The organism is Psychrobacter sp. D2 (assembly GCF_013608135.1).
Taxonomy (GTDB): domain Bacteria; phylum Pseudomonadota; class Gammaproteobacteria; order Pseudomonadales; family Moraxellaceae; genus Psychrobacter; species Psychrobacter cryohalolentis.
Map to the genome: position 1 here is coordinate 232,788 of NZ_JACDXZ010000003.1, position 26,693 is coordinate 259,480.

The window sequence follows — 26,693 nt, forward strand, 5'->3', positions numbered from 1 at the left end:
ATAAATAACTCAATTTTTTACTTAGGCTATTTTATTTGTATTTAGAGGTAAATAAAAAAGTACTATTTAGTAAAACATTCTTTCATATCCTCATTTCTGCTACAATTGCTCTCAAAATTCCCACCTATCGAAAGACTTTCTTATGACTGATTCTGAACCTCAAACCTTAAATAATAACTCTGAAATTACTGCCCGTCATAATGACGATATTTTAGAGTATCTAAGTGTTGATGATTATGATTATGAACTGCCAGACCAGCTGATTGCCCGTTATCCATTGGCGCAGCGCTCCGCGTCAAAGCTACTTTATTTGCCTGCTAACAATGTTAATCGTCAGGTTGAAGTTGAAGATAAGCTGTTTTCTGAGTTGCCAGAATTACTTAATGCAGGAGACTTGATTGTTTTTAACGATACCAAGGTAATGAAAGCGCGCTTATTTGGTCAAAAAGATACCGGTGGAAAGATTGAAGTATTAATAGAGCGTTTGGTCGCTCTATCGGATTTAAATAGCACGGATCTAGACACAATAACGTCAAACTCTGACATCATAGACATGACGGTTATTGCAAAAAAGCATATCGCTCTTTGTCATGTTAAAGCCAGTAAAGCGTTGAAGCTTGGACAAGGTCTTGTACTTGCTGATGGTCATATGACTGGCGTCATGATTGGACGCCAAGAGAACTTATTTATCTTGGCTTTTGATACGCCCATTCTGCCTGATTTAGAGCGTTATGGTGAGCTGCCTATTCCACCCTATTTCGAACGCCATGCCGATGAGACCGACAATACTCGCTATCAGACTGTTTTTCATGACCCTGCTAAGCTTGCCAGCGTCGCTGCCCCGACAGCAAGCTTACATTTTGACGATATTGTATTAGAAAAGCTGGCGGCAAAAGGTATTCAAACCGCTTTTGTTACACTGCATGTCGGCGCAGGTACTTTTGCTCCGGTAAAAACAGAGAACCTGCTGAATCATACGATGCATAGCGAATATGCACACCTGCCTCAAGCCACTGCCGACCTTATCAATCAGACCCATGCCAATGGCAAGCAAGTCATTGCTATCGGGACTACTGTCACACGTGTCCTTGAAACGGCCTACCAACAAACTGCAGTCGATGGACAGCCACTCTCTGGCTGGGCAGGTGATACAGAGATCTTTATATATCCCGGTTTTGAGTTTGGCGTCGTAGATAAGCTACTGACCAATTTTCACTTGCCAAAGTCTACATTGCTGATGCTAGTGTCCGCATTTGCGACAAAAAAATCTATTGAAGAAGCTTATCAACATGCCATCGAATCCGAGTATCGATTTTTTAGTTATGGTGATGCCATGCTGCTTGATAAAAAAGTTGACTGATGTGTGTAAATATTAAACATGCAATTGAACTATTGGTCACAACAGCAGTGGAATAAACTGGTAAACTAAACAGTATTTTGTTATAACAACACAGACAACTTTTACTCCAAAGGGCTGCATATGTCTTGTCATTTATCTTATCGCTTGACTAGCATACATCGCGCAGTATCGATGGCATTGTTTTATTCAATAAGTTATGCAGCCTTAGTATCTAGCGCCCAAGCAGCAAACATTGGCAAAACAGTTGTTATTTCAGCTCAGCACGAACCTTTAGTTGCCAGTATTATGGTCACTGATATTGAAAACACTGACTTTTCAGCCAGTTTGGCAAATTCTGCCATTTATCAGCAAATGGGTCTAACGCCAACTGATTCCATGATCGTACGCTTTCATCCGACTTCAGCTACAAGTGGTCAAGTTTTTATTACCACCACCAAGCCTATGTCCAAACCCTTTGCTGATGTGGTTCTAGCAATTAATGATGGCAATCAGCGTAATGTTATTCCAAAAACATTACTGATGCCACTTAATGACAGCTTACCGATTGCGACTTCTAAAAATATCGTAACAGGCGCAAAAAAGCCTAATTTACCCGTGGTTTCTACAACTAACGCGCAGCCATTGACGGTTAGAAATGGTGCACCGCCACCTTTATTATCATCTGGTTCATCGAAACCTACACTAAAGGCTGCAACATTACCCGAGCGCAATGTTCAATCGCCTAATATACGAGTACCTGTTATTCAAACGCCAAGTATCCAAGCGTCAAGCTCACAAATACCAAGCGTTCAGGCAACGACTATACCCTCTGGCTTACCAACAGCAGTTGCAACAACGACACAAAGCAATATCACAACCTATGCGCCTAGCCGTTTAGAAAACGGTCGATTAAATAATCCTGTTGATATGACAAACAATAGTGTCATGGCGGGCGCAAATAATGACAATAATACAGCTTTAACCGTCTCATCAAATAGTACGCTTTCTGCTACTAGCGAGACTGATAAACAGCTCGATATTTTAAACATACAAATTACTCGTCAGATACAGCCGAAGAGTCAAAGCAATACAGATATGATGGTTGCTAGTCCTATGGCGCCTAAAACCCTGACGCCGAATGAAGCAGCTTTCACCAATAAAAATAAAGCTATTATTCCAAATGATAGTAATAATATGGTCGCTACAGCCCCACTCAACAATATTCCCCCTAACTCGAATGCCTGGCAGAAAGCAGTGACGCCTAAAACGTCGGCCGCAGCAAAAAACACTTCAAGGCAAGTATCAGATAATTCAGCTAGTAGCGAGATCAATTATACCGTGCAGCGTAACGATAACTTGTGGGTGATTGCCCAGCAAATTGCAGAGAAGAACAATATCGACGTTCAAACCGTCATGAAAGAAATTCAGACGCAAAATCCTGACGCTTTTATCAATAGAAACGCTAATCAATTAAAAGCAGATGCACAGTTGAGTTTACCTAATTATGATGCGCTACCTTCACAGCAAAAACTTGAAGCTGCTATCAGTGCTCAAAGGCAATATAGAAGCGCCAATACACCTGTCGCAAAAAAACCAACTGCATCAAATCCTGTGTCCAAAGGTGCCAATACGCAAGCAACAAAACATACTGAAAAGCCGGCGACCACTAAGACTCAATTTTTACCAAAGGCGCAGTTTTCTGTCCTTGCTCCTGGTCATGAAGGCAGCGCAGATGGCACTAAAACCAAAGCAGGCATGGCAACGGGTAACGGACTTAGCATGGAAGTGTTAGACCTGCTTAAATCATCAAGACAAAGTACCGCATCGCAAGCGCAGCAGTTATCAAAAACTAGTGGTACGCTTGAGAGCTATACTCGCAAATTACAATTACAAAATCAAAAACTGGCTGAGCTGCAAGCTCGTCTCAAAAAATTACGCAATCAATAACTGCCTAACAGATCAATGCAAGCAGCTCTGATCGTAGGCGTGGGAGTAACTATGGACAATATGCTATATATCATCGCCGGATTGGTGGTTATTTTACTCGTTGCGGTCTTGGTCATGCGCAAAAACAAAGCGCAAAAGCCATCAGAGCATTTGAGTACAAATACTGGCAAAATTGAGCCCTTATCGAAGCATGCTGCTTCTAGAAGTACGCCTACTCAAACAGCTATCAATCATGAGAAAAAGTTTGATCATATTGAGATTGCTCAACGTTTTATGGATCAACAGCGCTATGATAAAGCGATTGAAACGCTCAATCGCGGCTTAAGCGAAAAGCCAAATGATAGCCAATTATCTCTCAAGCTCCTTGCGGTATATGCCACGATAGATGAGTCTGAGAATTTCAATAAAGTCTATGATGCTATCAAAGCAAATAATGATGACAAAAGTATCGCACAAGCTGATGAGTTAAAAGCTTTGCTGACTGAAGAACAAAACCAAGTCACTAAACAAACTATGTTAGCAGACAAAAGCGAAGATGCTGGATTTGAAAGTTTAGATTTCGATTTACCGACCAATAAAGCGAGCAGCAATAGTCCAACCCTTGATACTAATACGGTTCAAAATGTTGAATACAAAAACGACTTGTCAGAGGCTACTAATGAAACCTTAGTAGCTTCGAATGCTTTTGATGATAATAATTTCGATGATATTGAGCAAGCGTTTGATCTTAGTCTGAGTGATTTAGAAGATGGCACTAATAAACCTGTCCATACTAGTAATAACCCGGCACCTGTCACCACGTTTGATGTAGTAGATGAAGATATTTTGACGCCTGCAACTGTGGCTATAAACACTGACAGCGACACTGATAATAGTCCTAGTACTGACAGCGATTTTGATTTTGAATTATCTGAGCACAGTCTTGCATCTACAGAGGCTCCCACCAATGACGCTACCGACGATAGTTTTAACAGCAGCTTAAATGAGTTATCATTAGAAGATGACTTTGTCTTAGAGTTAGACAGTGATGACGATACCAATAACGTTATCAATAATGCGCCTGTCACAACAGAGACAACTTATTTAGATGATGACCATCTGACCTTATCTTTACACAGTGATGATGTGTCGAATGAGACGCCAGAGCAAATAGAAATTCAGCATTCTATTGTCGAAGATAATTTTGAAGATTTTAGTTTCGAAGATATCAGTATTGAAGATGCAAATATTGAAGATACAAGCGCTGAAGAAATAGATATCATGAAAAATGAGTCCGACGCTTCTAGCAGTGCCTCTACTACTCTGATGTTCGATGATGATACGGTAATAGATGATGATTTTGACTTTGATTCTTTATCTTTATCAGAGTCTACAACAGCAAGCACGCCAGTTGAGGTTGATAGCGAATATGCCAATACTCATCTCGACAATGCTATTGATATAGCTCCTGCAGCCGACACTAGCACTACTGAAGATTTTTCGTCACGGTTCGCAGCAGACTTTGATTTTGTTAAATCCTTAGACAGCAATCAAGTCACACTAGATTTAGCAGGTCAATACGTGCAGCTTGGCGAATATGATAGCGCCAAACGCCTACTTAATGAAGTCATTGCTAAAGGTAATGATGAACAGCAGCAGCAAGCACAACGATTGCTTGATCGCACTGCTTAAAATAAATGGTGTGATAGCGAGTATTCTAGCCACTTAGAATACTCGCTGCATTTAGAATAATGGTGCTTTTTCTATCTCTTCTCTAGCAATGATTTCTCTTTCAATAATTCTGCTCTATCGTCTATGTAATTTAAAACCAATACAGTGCACTCATCTATGACAAATACAATCCCTGTACCTATCCAACTTATTTATGCTGGCGGCACTTTTGGGAGTTATGGTCGTCCATTAGCGCCGCTATCAGCAGAGGTTTTTTTGCCAACTTTGCAGCAACTACTGGCAGAATCGGATAATGCGCTTAATCTATCGCCCATTGCTTGGCTTCACAATACTCTGATTAAAGACAGCAGTCAGTTTACACCCAGTGATTTTGTGCATTTTTACCAACTTTTATTGTCGACATATCAACAAGGCAGTAGACGTTTTGTGTTAATTACGGGCACGGATACACTCAGTTATTTGGGAGCGTTCTTAGCAGAAGCCTTTGCAGGTAGCGATATTTGTATTGTCGTTACTGGTAGTATGCGTCCGCTCCTAGATAGTGAGGAACTGCACTCTTATAAAGTAGATGCACAGAGTGATGCTTGGAACAACCTTACTGACTCGTTAACGCTAGCAAGTGTAGGTGAATCTGGGGTGAAGATTGCCTTCGGCGGCGAATCATGGCCAGCGCAAACGGTGCAAAAAATACATAGCCATGACTTTATGGCATTTACTGGTCACTCTAGAGCGGCTTATCCTGCCAATAGCTATGTCAAAAGCTTACCAGATACTCGTCGGCAGCATTGGCTTGATGACCAACAAGATATTAGTGCTGATATTGCAGTTCGTGCCGAGCACGCTTACGTTCATGCGTTGTACTGCTTGCCCAATGCAACCGACGCATTAAACCAACAGCTGCGCGCCTTATTATCACAGCCGCCTTGTGGCATTATTTTATTAGGCTATGGTGCTGGCAACGTTCCTTATTCAGTAGAGTTGGCAGAAGCCTTGCAACTGGCTTATGAAAAAGGTCATATGGTCGTATGCGCTAGCCAATCGCCGTTTGGCGGCGTAAGTGACACCTATGCTGCTGGCAGTTGGCAATACGATCATCAAGTGATTGCAGGTGGTCGTTTAACCATTCCAGCCATTTATGCACGCTTACTGTGGTTACTGCTACGCTACGATAGCCCAGCAAGGCGTCGACAACGCTGGTTAAATAACGTCCAGCAAACGGGTACCAGTATCAAAAAACGTTAAACTATCACTCACAAACTCTGTATAAGTTCCAAAATGACCATGTCCATAACTGAAAACAGCGAAGCAAAGCGCCCAACTTATACCTTAGCCATTGCTATTGAATTTTTGGGCACTCACTATCATGGTTGGCAACGCCAAAGAGAGGTACTTGGCGTACAAGAAGCGTTAGAGACCGCCATTAGTACTGTTGCCAATGAACCAGTAGAAGTGATTGCTGCAGGGCGCACAGACTCAAGTGTTCATGCTGGCAATATGATTGCACATTTTGTTACTCATGCTTATCGACCAACGCACAATTGGCTGCGTGGTGTAAATAGTCTTTTGCCTGATGATATCGCTTTACGCTGGGTTCAGCCGATGCCTGCTGACTTTCATGCGCGTTTTGCCGCAATTGCTCGTCGTTATCGTTACATTACTCTCAATCAAACTCAGCGACCTGCCATCCTCAACCATCAAGTGACACATATTCACGAGCCGCTTGACCTAAAAGCCATGCAGCTTGCAGCATCTGATATCGTTGGTACATATGATTTTAGTAGCTACCGTGCTGCCGCTTGTCAATCTAATCAGCCCGTGCGCCATATTAGCCATGCCAATCTTTTTACTCATGGTCAGTTTATCGTCTTCGATATTCAAGCTGATGGATTTTTGCACCATATGGTGCGAAACCTGATGGGCACGTTATATGCGATCGGCAGACACGAGTTAGAACCGGCTGACTTCTTAAAGATTTTGGCTGAAAAAGATCGGACAATAGCACCACCAACTGCTTCAGGTGATGGCTTGTATTTCATTAATGCCTATTATCCTGAGCATTTTCAAACCTTACTGCCCGATGCGCCGCTCACGCCTATTTGGCTCAACCTTCCTGATTAAATCCATATAATCTGGCATACATATCACTTACAGGCTGTCAAGTAAAAATCAGGTTTCGTATTGCTTTAATCTGCTAACTTACGTATAATATGGGCTTATTTTAAATTGATTGATGATACAAATTATGGCAAAAGACGAGATTATTGAATTTGAAGGCGAAGTCATTGACACCCTTCCAAATACTTTGTTTAAAGTTCGTTTAGAAAACGGACACGAAATTATTGCGCACATCTCAGGTAAGATGCGTAAGCATTACATCCGAATTTTGACTGGTGATAAAGTTAAGGTTGAGATGACACCTTATGATTTGTCTAAAGGTCGCATTACTTATCGTGGTAAAAACTAAATTCTTATCTACTAAGATAGTTATAAGAGCATATGTATAATGCTTGAGTGGTTTAACTGATAATAATAATGATACTGCTAACCTACTCATTATTGCCTATCATATTTTAGTAAGTTAATATGGTTTTTACCATAAAAAATACCGCTAGATATCAGCGGTATTTTTTTGTCTAGAATTTAGCCGTTATTTGAATTCAACAGTTGCACCACTTTGTATCACGCCAAGTAATGCAAGCGCATCCCAATTGGTTAGACGTATACACCCTGCTGATGCCTGACGACTGATACGAGCAGGATCAGGCGAACCATGAATCCCATAAGACGGCTTACTGAGTCCAATCCATACTGACCCTACAGGGTTGTTAGGACCGGGTGGTAAAATAGACTTGCTGCCGTTCTCTGCTGTATAAGTATAATTAGGCTCGTGTACCTTAACTGCAACTGTATGCGTACCTGTTGGTGATGGCGTCGCTGTACTTCCTACTGTGGTTGGATAGCTAGCAACCAAGATGCCTTTATCATCATATGCATACAATGTTTCGGTAGTCTTATCAGCAACCACTCGACTAACAGGTTTGATATTAGGATTGCCTGGATTGTAAACAGTAATAGTTTCGCCTACTGCAAATTTAGCATTAGGATTGAGCGCCTTAAGATAATTTTCACTGATATGAAACTTTTCTGCCAAACCTTCAATGACAGTTTCATAGTACATCCCTTCAAGCTTGGATTTGGCTTCTACTCCTGCTGGAATAACCGTGGTTTTTATATTGATATCTGCATCAGTGAGCTGATAGTTGACCAATACCGGTTGTGCCATAAGCTTATCATTCTTGGTCAATGCCTGCCACGTCTCAATATTTAATGTATCGGTCACTGCCAACCCATTTGCCATCTGAAAAGCCTGCATCGCCTTACGAGAGTTCTTTCCCCAATAGCCATCAACTGCACCAACGCCGTTTTGATGCCAGTTTAATAGAGCTTGCAGCTTAGTGGTAGTATCACGGTTTCTCTTCATACCTTGTTTCCAAGTAGCACTATTTACCTTTTGCGCCTCCATTGGTAGATTTTCAGTGGTATATTTTATGGTCGGTAAATACTTATTCAACGATACTGCTGTCTTACTTTTACCAGCAACTTTTTGACTTACGCCATTGGTTACTGGGCTGACATCGTTGGTATCAATAATTACTTGATTTGGATTATTGGACTCTGTGCTCTTAGTGGCAGTACCTTTTGCGCTTCCTTCGACCGTGTCATTTTTGACATCGCTCGTTACTGCAATACTTTGCCCCATAAATAAAATGGTCGATAGACCAAGCGCTGCGATTGCCGTGCTGATTTTGGTCAATTGATACATGTATTACTCCAATTTGTTAAGTTATATTTTTTATTACAAACAACTTATAAGTAATTATAAAATTATTACCATTAATGCCCAATTAGGATTATATAATTAGTTCAACATACCATATGTCCATGTCAAAAATCCTATGACTAGTATAGGACTGATTTTACAATGTGGATTGAGCCAGTAGATATTAATTTATCTAAACCAGTTATAGATAAGCTATGGTGACATATTCCCATGTGAGCATATAACAGCATTGTGTTAATAAGCGCATTAGACTGCAGTATCTGTGTTAAAACAAATGCTTTTATGCAGCTTTCTGTTTAAAGACGTTAACATTAGCGAACGCTTATCTTCTCTAAAAGCGGACAGTAAAAAACCCATAACTTGCTTAGCAAATTATGGGTTCATTATTATAAATTTTCAAAAATTCAGATTATGATAAAGTAATCTCTATTAAATCAGTTTTGCCAATACGGCTTGCCCCATTTGCTGACAACCGACTTGTATAAGTCCAGCTTCGCTGCGATCCAAGATATCAACCGTACGTAAACCATCATCAAGCACATCACTGACCGCTTGTTCAATCGCTTGTGCTGCTGCTTCTTGTTTAAAAGTATAACGTAACATCATAGCGACCGATAAAATGGTCGCTAGTGGATTGGCTATATCTTGTCCTGCGATATCAGGCGCTGAACCATGACAAGGCTCATACATGCCTTTGCCCGCTTCGTCAAGGCTGGCTGATGGCAGCATGCCAATAGAACCCGTCAGCATCGCCGCTTCATCAGATAAGATATCGCCGAATAAATTGCCAGTGACCATAACATCGAATTGTTTAGGGTCTTTAATCAGCTGCATACAGGCATTGTCAGCATACATATGAGATAACGCCACATCGCTATATTCTGACTGCTGTAATTCAATCATGGTCTGTTTCCAAAGCTCAGTAACTTCCAATACATTGGCTTTGTCGATAGAGCAGACTTTGGCAGCGGTTCCTGCTGCTTGCGCGCGTGTTTGCGCCAATTCAAAAGCAACTTTGCCGATACGATTGATTTCGCTGGTACTATACACCATGGTGTTATAGCCTTGCTGCTCACCATTTTCTAGTGTACGAATACCGCGCGGCTCACCAAAATAAATACCACCAGTCAGTTCACGCACGATCAGCAAGTCTAGACCTGAGATAATCTCAGGTTTAATGCTTGAAGCATTCACAAGCTGCGGATAAAGTTTGGCTACACGCAGATTGGCAAACAAACCAAGCTCACTACGGATTTTTAGCAAACCGCGCTCAGGACGTTTACTACGTTCGATACCATCCCACTTAGGACCACCAACTGCACCTAATAACACTGCATCTGCTGCGCGTGCACGTTGTAGCGTCTCTTCTGGCAAGGGTTCACCTGTTGCATCAACTGCCACACCGCCGATCAATCCAGACTCAAGGGTCAAACCTACCGCAAACTTATCATTGACAGCGTTCAGCACATCAATGGCCTGAGTCATGATTTCAGGGCCAATACCATCGCCCGCTAATGTTAAAATCGTTGCCATACTGGTCCTTGAGGTTGAGTAAATTTATATTTCTATGACTTATTTTATACTTGCTTTTGTTTGTAGCTAATAACGACAGGCTTTTAATAATTATACTTTGGCTTTTACCTTTACTTTTGATGGCACTGATGCCGCCTTAGCGATACCAGTTTCTACAAACTCTCCTTGATGCTCAGTGCCAATCTGCTTGCAAAAGCGGCGCTGCACGGTATTGCCTTGATAAAGCTCAACACATAAAGGCTCTGGCGATGCTGTATCTAACAAGCTACCGGAGTTCTGGCCAGACTTTTTTTGATAAGCACGCAGCTGATAAGTGCCTGGGCCAGCAAAGTCATGAATCATAGCAAAACGCTCGACATAGCCTAGATTATTTTCTGGATAAAAATTAACGTGCACTTCACGTTTAGCGGGTTTAACCCGAGCATAATAGTTAATAAGATTTGGCATAGCAGACGCTGACAATGGCACAATCTTAATGGCATTATTATGAATAAGCGGCGTCATATCCATCGTCATAGCAGCTTGAGAATGCTTATTTCTTGTGCGAGTTTTATTGTTTTGGCTCGCAGCATGCATCGCAACCACCATGGTGGCATTCACAGGTTTGTGATTTTCAGGCGATATCACCATCGTGCGATCTATCTTTACAATCTCACAGTGGTAGGTGCCGACACAGGCAATATTTACCTCGCCAGCAATGGGCTTAATAGTACCCGTCCATACCTTTGCGCTTTCTGCTTTATCTATCTGTTGATAGCCTGTCAATGCCTGACAACCAGATAATAAGGTTATAGCAATAGCCGTACTTGTCCATACCGCAAAACGTATTTTATTCATAATGGTGGCTACTATTTATCAGATGGAAATATATAATATAAGAATAGATTACCGTTCATTTTAGCCACTTAGTCGCCATAACTCAACGCTGTATTAGCGCTAAGCTCGTTTTTATGGCGATTCATATTCGTTATTAATCGTTTGCCATTAGCGGTTTTATTTCATGCTTAAACACTAGGCTCTGACTTCATTAAATATCCAAGGCGTTTTTTGCATCATTTTTTGCTCGTATTCTTTAATAGCATCGCTTTGCTGCAACGTCAGTCCAATATCATCAAGACCATTTAATAGGCAATGCTTACGGAAGTCATCGACTTCAAACGCATACTCTTCGCCAGTTGGGGTGATGACCACCTGACGCTCAAGATCTGCAGTCAGCTCATAGCCTTCGTTGGCAAACGTAGCTTTCATTAGGCTATCAACGATTTCTTCATCCAATACAATCGGTAGCATGCCATTTTTAAAACAGTTGTTATAAAAAATATCAGCGAAGCTTGGTGCGATGACTGTACGAAAGCCATACTCTGAAAGCGCCCAAGGAGCATGTTCACGGCTTGATCCGCAGCCAAAGTTTCGGCGGGCTAGCAAAATAGTAGCACCTTGATAGCGTGGTTTATTTAAAATAAAGTCAGGATTGATAACACGTGTGCTATTGTCTTGTCCCGGATACCCTTCATCCAGATAACGCCAATCATCAAATAAATTGACGCCGAAACCGGTACGCTTAATAGACTTTAAAAATTGTTTTGCGATAATCTGGTCGGTATCAACGTTTGCGCGATCAAGTGGGCAAACGATACCTTTTTGGGTGTTATAAGCTTGCATAGTATTTCCTATCGATATTGTGCTTATTATTAAATGACGCGTAATAACTAAAAAGTTCGCACATCAACAAAGTGACCTGCCAATGCTGCTGCCGCTGCCATTGCTGGACTGACCAGATGCGTACGACCACCATTACCTTGACGACCTTCAAAGTTGCGATTGGATGTCGAGGCGCAATGCTCTTGTGGTTCAAGCTTATCAGCATTCATCGCAAGACACATCGAGCAGCCAGGCTCACGCCATTCAAAACCAGCATCCGTAAATAAAGCATCTAGACCTTCTGCTTCCGCTTGAAGTTTCACTTGCCCAGAGCCAGCAACGACAATCGCTTCTTTGATAGTATCCGCTACTTTACGACCTTTGATCACGGCGGCGGCATCACGCAAATCTTCAATACGCGAGTTGGTACAAGAGCCAATAAAAATACGATCAAGTTGAATATCGGTAATTTTTTGACCCGCCTCCAAACCCATATAAGTATAAGCACGCAACCACCCTTCTTCTTGCGCTTCATCAATCGCTTGATCAGGCGTTGGCACTGACTGGGTGATATCAACCACCATTTCAGGTGACGTACCCCAAGACACTTGCGGTGCAATTTGGCTACCATCAATCTCAATCACGCTATCAAACACAGCGTCATCATCTGAGTAAAAAGTACGCCAGTAAGCTTCTGCTTGCTGCCATTGTGACTCGTTCGGCGCATATGGACGACCTTTAACATAGTCAATCGTCGTATCATCGACTGCAACCATACCCACGCGTGCGCCCGCTTCAATCGCCATATTACAGACGGTCATACGACCTTCCATGCTCATGTCTTCAAATACTTGACCAGCAAATTCAATCGCATGCCCTGTTCCGCCAGCAGTACCGATTTTTGCAATGATAGCAAGCACCACATCTTTTGAGGTTACGCCAGCGCCAAGCTCACCCGTGACGCGGATTTGCATATTCTTTGATTTCTTTTGAATCAAACACTGGGTTGCCAATACGTGCTCAACCTCAGAGGTACCGATACCGTGTGCTAAGCAGCCAAGTGCCCCATGAGTCGCGGTATGAGAATCTCCGCAAACAACGGTCATACCAGGCAATACTAGGCCTTGCTCAGGACCGACGACATGCAAGATCCCTTGACGAGCATCATTAATCGTAAACTCAGCGATATCAAATTTGCTGCAGTTTTCATCTAAGGTCAGTACTTGTAAGCGCGAGACCTTATCCTTGATACCTGCCACACCTTCTGAGCGCTCTTTGGTGACTGTCGGTACGTTATGGTCAGGGCTTGCAATATTAGCCGACAGACGCCACGGCGCTCTATTAGCCAATTCCAAACCCTCAAATGCTTGCGGACTTGTCACTTCATGTAGCAAATGGCGGTCGATATAAATCAGGCTCGAACCATCATCACGCTTGGTGACTTCGTGAGCATTCCAAAGTTTGTCATATAACGTTTGACCGGCCATATTGCTATCCTTTTTAGTGGCTAATGACTATATTTTTCATTTATTAAACCCATAGTGTGCTAGGTTTTTATCTGTTACTTACTAACGGTTGCGATAATTGATGCCTAAAATAAGATTTGTGGCGCAGATTATCAAGTAAATACAATAAATATGTCTAAAATACGTTTCGATGTCTTGTGATTATAGCAGGCTAATCCTATAATAATAATTGATGATTCTTTCATAGTTGCAAACTTTTATTTCTAATACATTATGATTGGGTCAGCCAACTTTTATTTATAGCTCGTTATGTAGCTAAGGACATCGGTGTGAATACCACAAATTTGACGACATTCGTGACTGTGATGAATACAGGTAGTATTTCGGGTGCAGCAGAAAAGCTTTTTATTACTCAGCCTGCGGTCAGTAAACGCATCAAAAACTTAGAAGATGAGTTTAATATCACGTTATTTGATACGGTGGGTCGCGGTATTGTCCCAACTCAAGCAGCCAGTGAGATGCTACCTCATGCCAAACGATGGCTTGAAGACTACGAAAACTTTAAAATCAATCTACAGCACTCTAAGCATATTGTATCCGGCAAACTTGTCATTGGTACTAGCCATCATATAGGCTTACACCATCTCGCCCCTGTTCTTAAGCATTTTATCCAAGCCTATCCTGCCGTACAGCTAGAGGTACATTTCGTCGATTCAGAAACCGCACATAAAGCGGTACTTGATGGTGACTTATCTCTAGCCTTTTTGACCCTGCCACCCGTCTATGACAAGCGTTTAACCTATCATACCCTATGGTCAGATCCACTTTACTTTATGACTGGTACCTTATCACCTTTGGCCAGTAAATCTAATGTGACACTAGAGCAATTGGCACGTTACCCTGCTATCTTGCCATCTGCCAATACCTTTACCAGTCAAATTACCTTGGCTGAATTTGCCAAACACAATCTAAAGCCTTATGCCACCATGAGCACCAACCCACTTGAATCTATTCGGATGCTGGTGTCTGTAGGACTTGGTTGGTCAGTATTGCCGCAAACGATGATTAGCCAAGACTTAGAGCGTATTGATATGGCAGATAATATCGAATTACAGCGTCATTTAGGCGTGGTAATCAACCCAAAACTGACCCAATCAAACAGTGTAACTGCGCTATTAGATTTGCTAGCACCCATTGAATAATGGTGCTATTAAATAGCACCATTATTCAATAAAAACTCCTAGTCTAGTGTGGTTGAATAGCTAAGATAAAATAACTTTCTAAAATATTACTTGCTGAAAGATACTGAGTTAGCATTTATGACGCTCATACGTTATAATGCCTCTGACGTTTTTTATAACATAATTTTACCCAACTGGCACTGATAATCATATATTGAATATCTCTAGTAATATATGATAGTAAACAGTAGGTTTAATGGTTTTAAATGATTGGTTATATAAGCGATTAATATTTGGCAAGTGGTAGAGATGATGGCATTTAACACAGAAGTGTATTTGCCCTTTTCTATACAACATTGTTTGATAATTATTGGTCCTGAAACAGCATCAATCATATAAAACTAACAGAAGATATTGAATAAAAGCCATTATGTCCTACTTAATGGCTTTTTTTGTCTTTAGATATTGTTTCTAAACATCGTCTTGCAAGACTTAATTTTTCTCGTTAAAAATAATGACAGCCAACAACGTTGGTTAAGGACTATTTATATGAACGGAGTTTCTAGTGGCGTGCTGATATCACTTGGCGCCTATTTCTTAGTGATGATCGGGATTGGGGTTTATGCTTATTTTAAGCAAGCCAATGATACCGAAGGCTATATGCTTGGTGGTCGTAGTCTCGGTCCTGCGGTAACCGCTTTATCCGCTGGCGCATCAGACATGTCCGGTTGGTTATTACTTGGTTTACCGGGTTATATGTATGCCGATGGCGTCGTGAGTATCTGGATTGCCCTCGGTTTGACATTGGGTGCATTTTTAAACTATATCATCGTGGCACCGCGCTTACGTGTTTACACTGAAATTGCAGATAATGCCATCACATTACCTGACTACTTTGCAAATCGATTCGAAGATAAGTCGCATATGCTGCGTGTTATCTCAGCAGTTGTAATTATTTTATTCTTTACTGTTTATACAGCAGCTAGCTTAGTTGGTGGTGGTAAACTGTTTGAAAGCTCACTCAACTTATCTTATACCACAGGTTTGTGGGTGACTGCTGGTGTGGTTGTCGCCTATACTCTATTTGGCGGCTTTTTAGCAGTGTCAATGACTGACTTTGTACAGGGCATTATCATGCTATTTGCGATGGTTATCGTACCTGTTGTAGCCTTTACTGATCTTGGCGGAATTTCAGCCACAACTGAGGCGGTCAGGAACATTGATCCAAGCTTACTTAATGTCACCAGTGGTATGACGATCCTTGGTATTGTTTCGTTAATGGCTTGGGGTTTGGGGTACTTTGGGCAGCCGCATATTATTGTACGCTTTATGGCTATTCGCTCAGTCAAAGATATACCAACGGCACGTAACATTGGTATGAGCTGGATGATTGTGAGTCTAATCGGTGCATTGATGACTGGTTTTGCAGGTCGTGCCTATGTACAAAAAACAGCAATGACTTTAGATGATCCTGAAACTATCTTCTTAGTATTCACCCAGTTCTTATTCACGCCATTAGTTTCAGGCTTCTTGTTAGCCGCTATTTTAGCTGCGATCATGAGTACGATCTCATCACAGCTATTGGTCGTATCAAGCTCATTAACTAAAGATGTGTACAAGCTGTTTTTTGATAGAGATGCACCAGAAGCCCGCCAAGTAATGGTCGGTCGTCTTTCAGTTATCGTGGTCGCCGTCGTTGCTATTTTGCTGGCTTCTAATCCTGAAAGCTCTGTATTAAGTTTGGTTTCTAACGCTTGGGCAGGATTTGGTGCGGCATTTGGACCGTTGGTTATTTTCAGTCTTATCTGGCGCGGTATGAACCGAAACGGTGCGGTTGCTGGTATGGTCGTTGGTGCATTAACTGTCATCTTATGGATCTATGGTCCTTTCCAGATGAATGGTATGGCACTAAATAGCTGGTTATACGCTATCGTTCCAGGCTTTATCCTAAGTACTATTGCCATCTTTGCTGTAAGTATTATGACAGGTGGTCCAAAAGCCTCAGTCTCAGCGAAGTTTAAAGAAATGGAAATGAACTTAGATCAATAAGCACTTTTTAATTACTGCTGTTAAATTAGAAAACCTCGCTATCGTGGCGAGGTTTTTTTATGAGGATAACCTATCAAATCGGTAGCCCTAAAAAGTTTTGGTTAATAATACCGTCGCTGATTTTTCATCACGATCATCATAATAAGCAAAGTTACTTGAGGTTGTTTCATAATCAAATACCAACCGCGGCGTCAGTCCCCATAAGGTAAAATCACGTTTCCAAACTTGCAACCCTAAGGAAGCCGTTTTGTCTTCTCGTTTCGAGCCTGATTCACCACCAACCGCATCATAGTAACCTTTCAAGGCGCCACCTGCTAATCCCTCTGCAGGATCATCATATTTTTTAATACCATAACCCGCTGTCGTCAACGTTGAGAGACCTTTTTTCCATTCACGACCCCAACCGCCGTTAATTGAGTTACGATCATAACTAATGATGCTAGACTGCGGTACATCATTTCTATAGTTGCCTAAACCTCCATAAAAATATTCTTTGGCATCTTTAATATAAAAAGCATTTAACCCAAGGAATCGCCCATCTGTTTCACGATTTGCATTGCTATCATCTTCAAAAGTTTCGTTAGAAAAAATAGTCGTGGCAGATAGCTTAAGCTTTGGTTTGACCCAGCGTGAGCCACTAATCGTTACCCCTTTACGTAGACTATAAGGTTCTTCATCATAATAGCGCTTGGTGATAAACGGCGTGAGCGAAACATCATTTTTGGCATCATCGTAGCCGACACCAGTAGAGGCAGTCAGCAGATAGTCATTATAGTCAGTTTCGTCCCAATAACCTTTTAAGGAGGCATTACCACCTACAGTGGCGTAGAAATTGTTGGGCAGATTGAAGCGTTTATTGGCACTACCAGAGACCTGAATCCCGTTAGCTGATTGTTGCTCAACAGACTTACCTAACTGAGATTGGATAGTCTTCGACGGTGCATCGTTAATATTGTTATCTCTTACGTAGCTTGCAGAGGCATTAAACTGCCATTTTTCTGAACTCTGGATTTGAGACAATGAATTTTTAACTCGAGCCATAATAGGTACAGGAAGATCTACCGACTGCAGCTTTAAAAACTGTTCTTTAGCAGCTGCATATTGCTTATCGGCTTGCATGGCAATAGCCATATTTAGACGTACAGGATGAAAGTCTGGGTCTGCTGCTAGCATTTCGCGATAAATGGCTATCGCTTGTCTGTTCTTAGCTTCACTTCGATATACAAGTGCATCAGCAAACTTGATCAGCATCGGATCATTACTTTTTAGAGTTTTATAGTGCGGTAATAATGCTTTGACGGTTTCCATATCTTGAGCGGCAAGCGCTGTATTTAAAAATTGGCTAAACTTTACCGGATCTGCCATCAGTGTGGCTAAATTATAAGCGCTTGCCGTTGCCAGCTGCTGACGACTTCTGATTGCATCTTGCGCTTCTGCATCTGATATGGCGGTGGAGGGAGCGGTAGGGTCTGATACAGAAGTTTGGTTCTGTCTTTTGACAAGCTCGGCTGCTTGGTCAAGCTCAGGCTCTACTATTGAAGTACTTGTATCTGCTATAGCTGGTAGAGACACCGCTATCATTGATAACAAAATCGACATGGTGAGCGGTTTACGCATATATTGATTATTCATAGGTATCCTTACCATATTACATTTGTTTAGTCTTAAAGCTTATCCATCGTAAATGACTTTAAAAACTTAATCGAGCAAAAAAGCGCCCTAGGACGCTTTCTTTTTGTTTTATACAGTCATATTAACTTATTGCTTTTCAGCGCCAAATGTTCCTTGGAACTTGGTTCCAGTACCAGCTATCGTTCCCTTACCACCTTGTACTGATGCATCCTGATAGATACCACCTAAAAACTTAGCGCCTTCTCCATAGAACCCACCAGCGGTATCGATACCACCTGCATTACTAGCAAAAGTATTGCCTGTGATAGTGGCGTCAATTTTTATTTCACTGCCAGCAGGCATGTATTTATAACCCGTACCTGTAAATGACAACGTGCCATCTACTGAACCATTAACAAAATCAACATTGAAAGCGGAAGTGCCATTAACTGGAGCAGTAGAGGCATTATCTGCTAGATGGATATTTTCAATATAAGTGGCCACCCCATTATATTGCGCCTTGCCATCATTAATATTCTTTAGATTATCCATACCCGCTTGAGAAGTTAAGTAGCCTTGTACATAAACGTTGGCTGCTCGTGAGACCTCCCCAGCCAATGAGTCAAAATTACCATAGACATGCCCTACTTGCATTTGGTTGTCAAAGTTTTTGTAGACCGCATTATATTTAAAAGTTGGATTAGAGCCACCTTTACCTGCATCTACTGTTACTGACCCATTATTGGTGAGAGATACTGCTATAGCTGTTAATACACTTTCTGGCTTAACCATATCGCCACGGACAACTCCAGTATTAAAATTGGTAAAGTTATCGCCCTCACGGTTATCGATAGGAACAATGCTACCGTCTTTGTTCTCTGTCTGCTTAAAATCAGACTTATCATCACGAATCTGCACATAACCAATTGCATTATCCAATTTGCCTAGACCAAAAGGTAGAGTCTTCTCTTTACTACTTAATGCAGTTGACTGGAAACCTGTCATTTTAGATTCTGTAGGATCTGGAACCACTTCTACCGTTGGATCTAACTTAGTAGCGCCATAAGTTCCTTTAATATAATTAGTACCTGGGATTTCTCTTTCATAGACACCACCTAGTAAACCCGCACCTTTACCATAGAAACCGCCAACGGTATTAACAGCTGCACCTTTTTTACTAGCAAATGTATTGTTAGAGATATCTGCAGCAATATCTACTTGTTTATCAGCAAAGTTTAGCTCACCTTTCACTGATTTAGCGACGAAGTCGACGTCAAACTTAGAAGTACCGTCGACTGCGATTTTCCCGCCTTCTACATAGGTAGCCACCCCTTTATAGTTGGCTTTACCTTCATTGATATTGGCCAACTTGTCCATGTCACTAAGGTTGGTAGCATTACCTTGTACATAGGTGGTAGATAAGTTTTTATTGTATGCTGAAGCAATTGTACCGCTTTTGATATCACCAAATATATGACCAATCTGCATCTGATCATCAAAGTTTTTATATACCGAAGAGTAACTAAAATTTCTTTTATGGACCGTATTACTTAAACGTCCTTCAAACGATATATCATTTTTATATTCTTTAAAACCATTATTACTCGTACCATAAGTCTTATCAGTAGCACCACCATCAGTGCCTTTTAGCATTATATCGATTGGTTTTAAGGAAGCTCTGCCATCTAACTCATTAGCATAAACTTTGAGTTTGTTATAACTATTAGAGTTGTTATCGAATATTCTGTCATCAGAATCCAAAGAGGTACTTTGTACGCCTGATACTCTCGAATCTGGAGCTGTAAACTTATTAGCAGCTTCTAATGCGGCAGCTTCTAATGCGGCAGCTTCTGCAGCCTCTGCTCTAGCTATGGCTTCATCTCTTGCGCGCTCCGCACTAGCTTTAGCAACAATCGCTTCATTTTTAGCAATTTCCGACTCTGCTTTAGCAGCTTCCGCTACATGTTTAGCCGTCTCTGCTGCTTTCTGTGCTTGTAAGGCTTTTTCTTTTGCTTCTTTTTCCACCTTAGCATCACCGACAGCTTTATCAGCAGCAGCCTGGGCTTTTAAAGCGGCATCTTCAGCAGCAGCTTGGGCAGCTTGTGCGGCGACTCTTGCAGCGTCTGCCGCTGAAGCCGCTTGTTGTGCAGCAGCTTCAGCGGCTTCAGCAGCTTCGGCTCTTGCTAATGCCGCTGCCAACTGATCTGTACCATTACCCGCATTGGCTAACGCTTCTTCTGCTCTTTGTAATGCAGCTTGTGCTTTGGCAGCATCCGCTTTTGCTTTATCAGCCGCCGCTTGGGCAGCAGCCGCTTGGGCTTGGATAGCAGCAATGGCGGCATTGGCTTTATCAGCCGCCGCTTGAGCTTCGGCAGCCGCTTGCTGTGCAGCGGTTTGTTTGTCACTCTTGGCACCATAAGTACCTTGAGCGCCGTTACCTTCATAGACACCGCCTAGATACTGCGCGTCACCACCAAAGAATCCCCCTTCGGTTGCATAGCCTGCATTGCTAGCAGCCGTGCCTGAGAATTGATTGCCGTTGATGCCGGCAGTTAAACCAATTTTACCGGCATTAGCAAAGGTAAGATCACCTTTGACATTCTTGGCGACAAAGTCTGCTGTGAAGACTGATTTACCAAACTCTATGTCTTGACCTAAACCGAGTTTGCGATAGGTCGCATCCCCTGTGTATCCAACCTTACCTTCGGTTGGCATATTAGCGGCTTGAGTGGCATTACCTATTGTGGCAACCCCATTGACTGGCAACTGTGTTGTACCAACCGCTGCTGCACCGTCGATGTGACCAATGCGCATGTCATCGCCAAAATCCTTATAGGTTGAGGTGTAGGTCAGCGGTAAAACACCAAGCGCAGTTGTGGTAATACCAGTACTATCATCATGTGATTTAAAACCGCCTTGTAAGTTAGTATCATCTGCACCAGAAGTAGTGATATTGACTATTGGCAATAAACCACCTGATGCAATATCTGCTCGAGCTTCAACACTATTAACAGTGACTTCAAAGTCACGGCTGTTAGCTTTAAAGGCATCAGGTAGACCAGCAGGTGTTGGGTCAATATTCAGTGATTGAACGCCGCTTTTCTTCGATTCAGGGGCCTTCTTAATGGTAGCTGCTTTTAGAGCGTCTTTTGCTTCTTGTGCCGCTTTGTTTGCGGCGGCTATTTGGGCCGCGACAGCAGAAGCGGCTTCAGCTTGGGCTTGTTGGGCAGCTATTATTTGGGCATTAGCGGCATCAAGGGCTGCTTTGCGACGATCCACTTCTGCTTGTAAGGCGGCGCTATTACCACTACCTGAAGCTAGGGCATCTGCTAAGGCTTGTTCTGCGTCCGCCAATGCTTTTGCGGCGGCTGCAAGCTCCCCTTTGGCTTTGTCTGCTTCATCTTGTGCTGCTGCCGCTTTTTGCTTTTCAAGTACAGCTTGTGCTTGGGCAGCCGTTGCTTGATTATTTGCTGACGTGGCTTGTTGTTGGGCTTCTTCTTTAGCAGCGATCTCTGCATTAAGTGACTCTTGTACTTCTTTGGACTTAGTTTCTGCTGCTAGAACACGGGCATCAGCTGCTTGAACCTTATCCTCAGCATTTTTTACTTTTGCTACTGCTTCTGCTGCTGCTTTTTTAGCAGCGTCTACTTCTACTGCAGATGCTTTTGCGGCTGCTTCAATTTTTGCGACTGCTTCTATTCTAGCTGCTTCAGCAGCGGATTTCGCTTGAATTGCTTCTACATTTGCAGTGTCTATAGCAGCTTTAGCAGCGGCAGCAGCTTCTTTTGATTCTTTACCAAACTTTTCTTCTGCGGTTTTCAATGCTTCTGTGGCCGCTTTGGTTTTAGATTCAGCAACTTTAAGCGCTTCTTCTGCTATCTTAGTTTTTGCTTCTGCAGCTTTAATGGCTTTTTCAAACTCGCTAATAGCACCACTTCCTCCGGCATTACCCCCATCACCAGGCAAAACCGGTGTTGGATTTGGAGAAGTTGCGTTATCACCACCACTACTGGCACACGAGGATAATATAATCGCGCTTAAAATAACCACACTGGCTTTTAAAGGAGTATTTAATTTCTTTGCTGATGATGCCATCAAGACTGGGTGGTGATTAGGTAACATTTATCTTCCTCCATGAAGATCTTAAGTTTAGTTGATGCATTAGATAACGAACATAAGTTTATTAACATGCATAGATAAACAAATTACCTGTAAGAAGTCAATTATAATAAATGAAATAATGTCTATTAAAATATCTAGTTACAAATTAATGTCGTATTTTGAATATACGCTGTAATTATGATATAAATCGTATCAATACGATTGATAAAACCATTTATTTCAACAAGATATAGGAATATTTTTGATTAAATATCTATGAAAATATTTCCGATAAGAGTGATGTATGTTTATCTTCTCTCATAAACTACTATTTTTATAAATAAACTATAGTTTATAAAAATTATTAAAATCTTTTTAAATAAATTCAAAATTTAATAGACCATTTTTTTGTCTATAAATTATTTAATACTAATCTGCTGCTCACTTCATTCAATTCGAAGAAAGATAAAGCTAAAAAAGGCACCCTAGGGTGCCTTTTTTAGCTTTATCTTTAAATTATTTTATTGCTTCTCAGCGCCAAATGTACCTTGGAACGTTGTTCCTGTGCCATTAGCCGTGCCTGAACCACCTGGTTGTAATGCTTCTTGATATATGCCACCCAAGAACTTAGCATCCTCACCATAGAATCCGCCTGAGGTCTGAACTTTGCTAGCGCTGGTTCCAGCAAATGAATTACCAGAAATAGCTGCGCTGATATCAATGCTCTTACTGATGCTATCAAATGCTAGGTTACCTGTTAATGTGTCATTAACAAAGTCAACATCGAAGTTAGAAACGCCGTCTACCTTTACTGTACGATCAGCAGCACTAAAATGTAAGTTATCTACATAAGTTGCATTACCTGCATATTTAAATAGGCCATCATTAATATCCGTATCTTTGTTAAACTGAGCCAAATCTTTCATGTAATTCATATCTGCAGCAGCAGTTAGTTTGCCCTGTACATAAACACTAGAAACTCGAGCGGCTTTGCCAAAGGGAGAGTTAGCATCGCCCGTTACATGGCCTATTTGCATTACTTCATCGAAATTTTTATAAACCGATTGATAAGGTAGCGTTAAGGAGAGTTTAAAAGGCTTAAGAACATTTACGTTGGTTGAACCACTGTATACCTTAAAGTCTTTTGTGTTACTGGCGTAAACACCATCACCAGCGCTGGCTATTGTCGCCGTAACGCTTTTTTCAACCGTGTCAGGCTTAGTTAAATCAGCACGTGCAGTCAACTTATCAAAAGCAGTAAAATTATCACCATCTCCAGTGTTAACAAAAGTGTCACTTCTGTCAGTAGCCCCTTTGCTATCCTTATCATTCCAGAATGATCTAAAACCAATAGCGTCAGCGTTAGATAAGGTGAAACTTTGCACGCCTGTCATATTGCTATCGACGGGGTTATTTTCATTCACTGGCGGCGCAGGTGGGGTTACTATAACTTCGTTGCCTTTAATTGCGCCATAGGTACCTTGAGCGCCATTACCTTCATAAATACCACCCAGGTTTTTAGCAGCATCGCCGTAGAACCCACCTTCGGTATTGTAGCCACCGTTGACAGCTGCCGTACCTGAGAATTTATTACCAGTAATGTCAGCTTTTAAATTAATGTCCCCTGCAGTAACAAATGATAAAGTACCATCTATTTTACCTCCGACAAAATCAGCTTTGAATGCAGATGTACCGTATTCAATAGCATTACCGATACCGTTTTTGCGGTTGGTTGCATCACCAGCGTAGTTGAATACTCCTTCGGTTGGCACCGCTGTTGTGGCATTACCTACCACTATAACGCCATCTACAGGTAGTGGACCCATGCCCAAGCCAGTAGCATCTGCTGTACCATTGATATGACTGACACGCATATCACTGCCAAAGTCTTTATAGACTGAGGTGTACGTTAATGGAATGCTTGCGCTACCTAGTTCTGGGCTAGTGACAATCGTCGTTGAATCATCGACATTACTCTTATAACCATTATCGAGCGTAATATCATTATTACCAGATATATTAACCAGAACTTTTGGCAATTTACCCTCTGATGCTAAATCAGCTCGAGCTTCGAGAGAGCCGTCAGCATTAACTACAAAGTCACGCTCTGTAGTAACGAAAGCATTGCCAATATTCAGCGATTGGACACCACTCTGCACTTTAGGTGTTAACTTGTCTAACTGATCCTGTAACTCTTTAGCTTTTTGTTCAGCTGCTGCTTGTGCTGCTGCCGCGGCGGCGGCTCTATCCTGTGCAGCTTTGGCATCTGCTTCCGCCTTATCTTGAGCCACTTTAGCTGCTGTAGCCTTTTCTTGAGCTACTCTAGCCTCTTCTTTCGCAGCTGCTATATCTTTCGCAGCTGCCGATTCTGCTGCTGCAATCTTAGCAGCGGCATCTTTTTCAGCGACGGCTGTTTCTGCTTTAGCAGCGGCTGCAGCGCTTTGAGCGGCAGCCGTTTCTGCCTGAGCGGCTGTCACTTTATCTTGTGCCGCTTTAACTTCTTCTTTCGCTTTATTTGCTGCTTCTTGAATGGCAATTGCTGCATCAGCTTTAGCTTTTTCTGCCGCTGCTTCCGCCGCGGCTGCTCTATCTAAGGCTTCTTGAAGTGCTTGATCATCGCCACTATTACCTGCATTGTCAGCCGCTTGTTGAGCTTTCTCTGCTTCAGCTTTTGCCTTTGCCGCATCAGCTTGGGCCTTGGTTGCCGCAGCTTGGGCGGCTGCCGCTTGTACTTGAGCAGCCGCTAGAGCTTGTGCCTTAGCATCTGCCGTCGCCTTAGCATCTACAGCAGCTTTTTCTGCAGCCGTTTGCTTGTCACTCTTCGCACCATAAGTACCTTGAGCACCATTGCCTTCATAGACACCACCTAGGTACTGAGCATCACCACCAAAGAAACCGCCATCAGTATTATAGCCACCCTGACTACCTGAGAATTTATTACCCGCAATGGTCGCTTCTAAGCCAACTTTTTTATCATTGAAGGTTAAATCACCTTTTAGGTTTTTAGCTACAAAGTCGGCGGTAAAGACTGAAGTGCCAAACTCAATATTGCTGTCTACACCTAATTTGCGATACGTGGCATCACCGCTATATTTGACACTACCTTCTGTTGGCACATTTTCAGCTTTAGTAGCATTACCAACTATCGCCACACCATTGACAGGTAATGGACCGGCAACGCCATCAATATGAGCAATTCTTAGTTCATCACCAAAGTCTTTATAAGTTGAGGTATAAACCAGATCAACCTCACCTATTGATGCAGTTTTAACTTTGGTAGTATTCTCAAATGATTTAAAGCCGTTAGAGCCTGCTATTTGAACATCGTTATCACCACTGACTTTTAGCACGACAGGATCAGAAACCAAGCCTCCTGAAGCGGTATCTGCTCGCGCATCTACTTGGGTTGCATCTGTGATTTTAAAATCGCGTGTGGTTGTAGTCAGTTTTCCTTGACTCAATATGCTAGCATCAATACTAATATGCTGAACACCTGATTTTTTAGTTTCAGCGGCGTTCTTTATCTCTGCAGCGACCGCTGCATTTAGTGCGGCAGTCTGTGCGGCAGCTGCAGCAGTTGCTTCGACTTGGGCTTTTTCTTGTGCAGCTACAGCAGCAGCTTGAGCTGAATCAGCAGCAATTTGAGCTTGCTGTGCTAACTGAGCTTTACGAGCGGCTTCTTTTTGTAAAGCCTCTGAACCACCCCCATTTGCCAAAGCATCTTCTAAAGCTTTTTGGGCGTCTTCTTTTGCCTTAATAGCCTCAGCCTTTGCTATTTCAGCAGCGGCAGCAGCAGCTTCTGCATTTTCTTTTGCCTTAATAGCTGCTTGCGCTTTTTCTTCGGCAGCTTTTTCAGCGGAGGCTATCTTTGCAGCAGCTTCTGCTTTGGCTTTCTCAGCTTCTTCCTTTGCTTTTTTGGCTTCAGCTTTAGCTTTCTCAGCTTCTGCTTTAGCTTTTTCTACTTCTTTATCGGTTGCGCCTGGTAATGGGCTAAAAATATCTTCTAACTTATAAGAAGGATCATCTGTCGTATTACACGCTGCTAGTATCATAGTCGTCAGCAACACAACACTGGCTTTGAGCGGGGTTTTAAACTTTTTAGCGGTTGATACCGCTGAGATTGAATGACGGTTAGGTGACATTTTTCTTCCTCCATGGATGATTGATAGACATTCCGTTATCTATTAATTACTGATTCAATAATTGATATAAATTAAATTGATAAACAATTAATAGCGATTAATAAGACCTGATACATATTTTCATTAAAAAGGCATTAAGTATTTGCACCTATAATCACTCAATACCTTATC

The 26,693-nt window shown here is 42.0% G+C and carries 16 protein-coding genes; 8 read left to right on the forward strand and 8 right to left on the reverse strand.

Annotated features, from left to right (window positions below):
- The first annotated feature begins 142 nt into the window (after positions 1–142).
- The 6 genes from queA (at position 143) to infA (ending at position 7,421) form a co-directional block, all read left to right on the forward strand.
- Positions 143–1,360 carry a tRNA preQ1(34) S-adenosylmethionine ribosyltransferase-isomerase QueA gene (gene queA, locus H0262_RS05795; RefSeq protein WP_181210042.1) on the forward strand — a complete coding sequence of 406 codons (1,218 nt, stop codon included), beginning with the start codon at positions 143–145 and terminating at the stop codon, positions 1,358–1,360.
- Positions 1,361–1,480: 120 nt separating this feature from the next.
- Positions 1,481–3,286 carry a peptigoglycan-binding protein LysM gene (locus H0262_RS05800; protein ID WP_181210043.1) on the forward strand — a complete coding sequence of 602 codons (1,806 nt, stop codon included), beginning with the start codon at positions 1,481–1,483 and terminating at the stop codon, positions 3,284–3,286.
- A gap of 51 nt (positions 3,287–3,337) precedes the next feature.
- Complete coding sequence (locus tag H0262_RS05805) at positions 3,338–4,957, forward strand: FimV/HubP family polar landmark protein (RefSeq protein WP_181210044.1); 1,620 nt, start codon at positions 3,338–3,340, stop codon at positions 4,955–4,957.
- A gap of 156 nt (positions 4,958–5,113) precedes the next feature.
- Positions 5,114–6,199, forward strand: a complete 1,086-nt coding sequence (locus tag H0262_RS05810; protein WP_181210045.1) for an asparaginase — start codon at positions 5,114–5,116, stop codon at positions 6,197–6,199.
- A gap of 33 nt (positions 6,200–6,232) precedes the next feature.
- The gene (truA, locus tag H0262_RS05815) at positions 6,233–7,075 is read left to right on the forward strand and encodes a tRNA pseudouridine(38-40) synthase TruA (protein WP_181210046.1); all 843 of its coding nucleotides are present in this window, start codon (positions 6,233–6,235) and stop codon (positions 7,073–7,075) included.
- Between the two features lie 124 nt (positions 7,076–7,199).
- Positions 7,200–7,421: a translation initiation factor IF-1 gene (gene infA / locus H0262_RS05820; RefSeq protein ID WP_010199824.1), complete on the forward strand. Its 222-nt coding sequence runs from the start codon at positions 7,200–7,202 to the stop codon at positions 7,419–7,421.
- Positions 7,422–7,604: 183 nt separating this feature from the next.
- On the opposite strand, the gene H0262_RS05825 is transcribed toward infA, so the two are convergent.
- From H0262_RS05825 to leuC, 5 genes are all read right to left on the reverse strand, one after another.
- Complete coding sequence (locus H0262_RS05825; RefSeq protein ID WP_181210047.1) at positions 7,605–8,780, reverse strand: L,D-transpeptidase family protein; 1,176 nt, start codon at positions 8,778–8,780, stop codon at positions 7,605–7,607.
- A 447-nt stretch (positions 8,781–9,227) separates the two neighbouring features.
- Positions 9,228–10,331 (reverse strand): 3-isopropylmalate dehydrogenase, encoded by a 1,104-nt coding sequence (leuB, locus tag H0262_RS05830; RefSeq protein ID WP_181210048.1) that lies wholly within the window; start codon positions 10,329–10,331, stop codon positions 9,228–9,230.
- A gap of 90 nt (positions 10,332–10,421) precedes the next feature.
- Complete coding sequence (locus tag H0262_RS05835) at positions 10,422–11,168, reverse strand: hypothetical protein (RefSeq protein ID WP_181210049.1); 747 nt, start codon at positions 11,166–11,168, stop codon at positions 10,422–10,424.
- A gap of 174 nt (positions 11,169–11,342) precedes the next feature.
- The gene (gene leuD / locus H0262_RS05840; RefSeq protein ID WP_181210050.1) at positions 11,343–11,993 is read right to left on the reverse strand and encodes a 3-isopropylmalate dehydratase small subunit; all 651 of its coding nucleotides are present in this window, start codon (positions 11,991–11,993) and stop codon (positions 11,343–11,345) included.
- Positions 11,994–12,040: 47 nt separating this feature from the next.
- Positions 12,041–13,459: a 3-isopropylmalate dehydratase large subunit gene (gene leuC / locus H0262_RS05845; protein ID WP_020443717.1), complete on the reverse strand. Its 1,419-nt coding sequence runs from the start codon at positions 13,457–13,459 to the stop codon at positions 12,041–12,043.
- Positions 13,460–13,767: 308 nt separating this feature from the next.
- Here leuC and H0262_RS05850 point away from each other — a divergent pair, with 308 nt between their 5' ends.
- Both H0262_RS05850 and putP read left to right on the forward strand, forming a co-directional pair.
- Positions 13,768–14,640 carry a LysR family transcriptional regulator gene (locus tag H0262_RS05850; RefSeq protein ID WP_020443718.1) on the forward strand — a complete coding sequence of 291 codons (873 nt, stop codon included), beginning with the start codon at positions 13,768–13,770 and terminating at the stop codon, positions 14,638–14,640.
- A 528-nt stretch (positions 14,641–15,168) separates the two neighbouring features.
- Positions 15,169–16,668 carry a sodium/proline symporter PutP gene (gene putP / locus H0262_RS05855; RefSeq protein WP_011513904.1) on the forward strand — a complete coding sequence of 500 codons (1,500 nt, stop codon included), beginning with the start codon at positions 15,169–15,171 and terminating at the stop codon, positions 16,666–16,668.
- Between the two features lie 87 nt (positions 16,669–16,755).
- On the opposite strand, the gene H0262_RS05860 is transcribed toward putP, so the two are convergent.
- The 3 genes from H0262_RS05860 to H0262_RS05870 all read right to left on the reverse strand — a co-directional run bounded on the left by H0262_RS05860 (position 16,756) and on the right by H0262_RS05870 (position 26,522).
- Entirely contained in the window at positions 16,756–18,300 is a 1,545-nt protein-coding gene (locus H0262_RS05860; protein ID WP_181210051.1) for a porin family protein, read from the reverse strand.
- Positions 18,301–18,426: 126 nt separating this feature from the next.
- A complete protein-coding gene (locus H0262_RS05865; protein ID WP_181210052.1) occupies positions 18,427–22,401 on the reverse strand; it encodes a transferrin-binding protein-like solute binding protein in 3,975 nt (1,324 codons plus the stop codon).
- A gap of 500 nt (positions 22,402–22,901) precedes the next feature.
- Positions 22,902–26,522, reverse strand: a complete 3,621-nt coding sequence (locus tag H0262_RS05870) for a transferrin-binding protein-like solute binding protein (protein ID WP_181210053.1) — start codon at positions 26,520–26,522, stop codon at positions 22,902–22,904.
- Between the last annotated feature and the right edge of the window lie 171 nt (positions 26,523–26,693).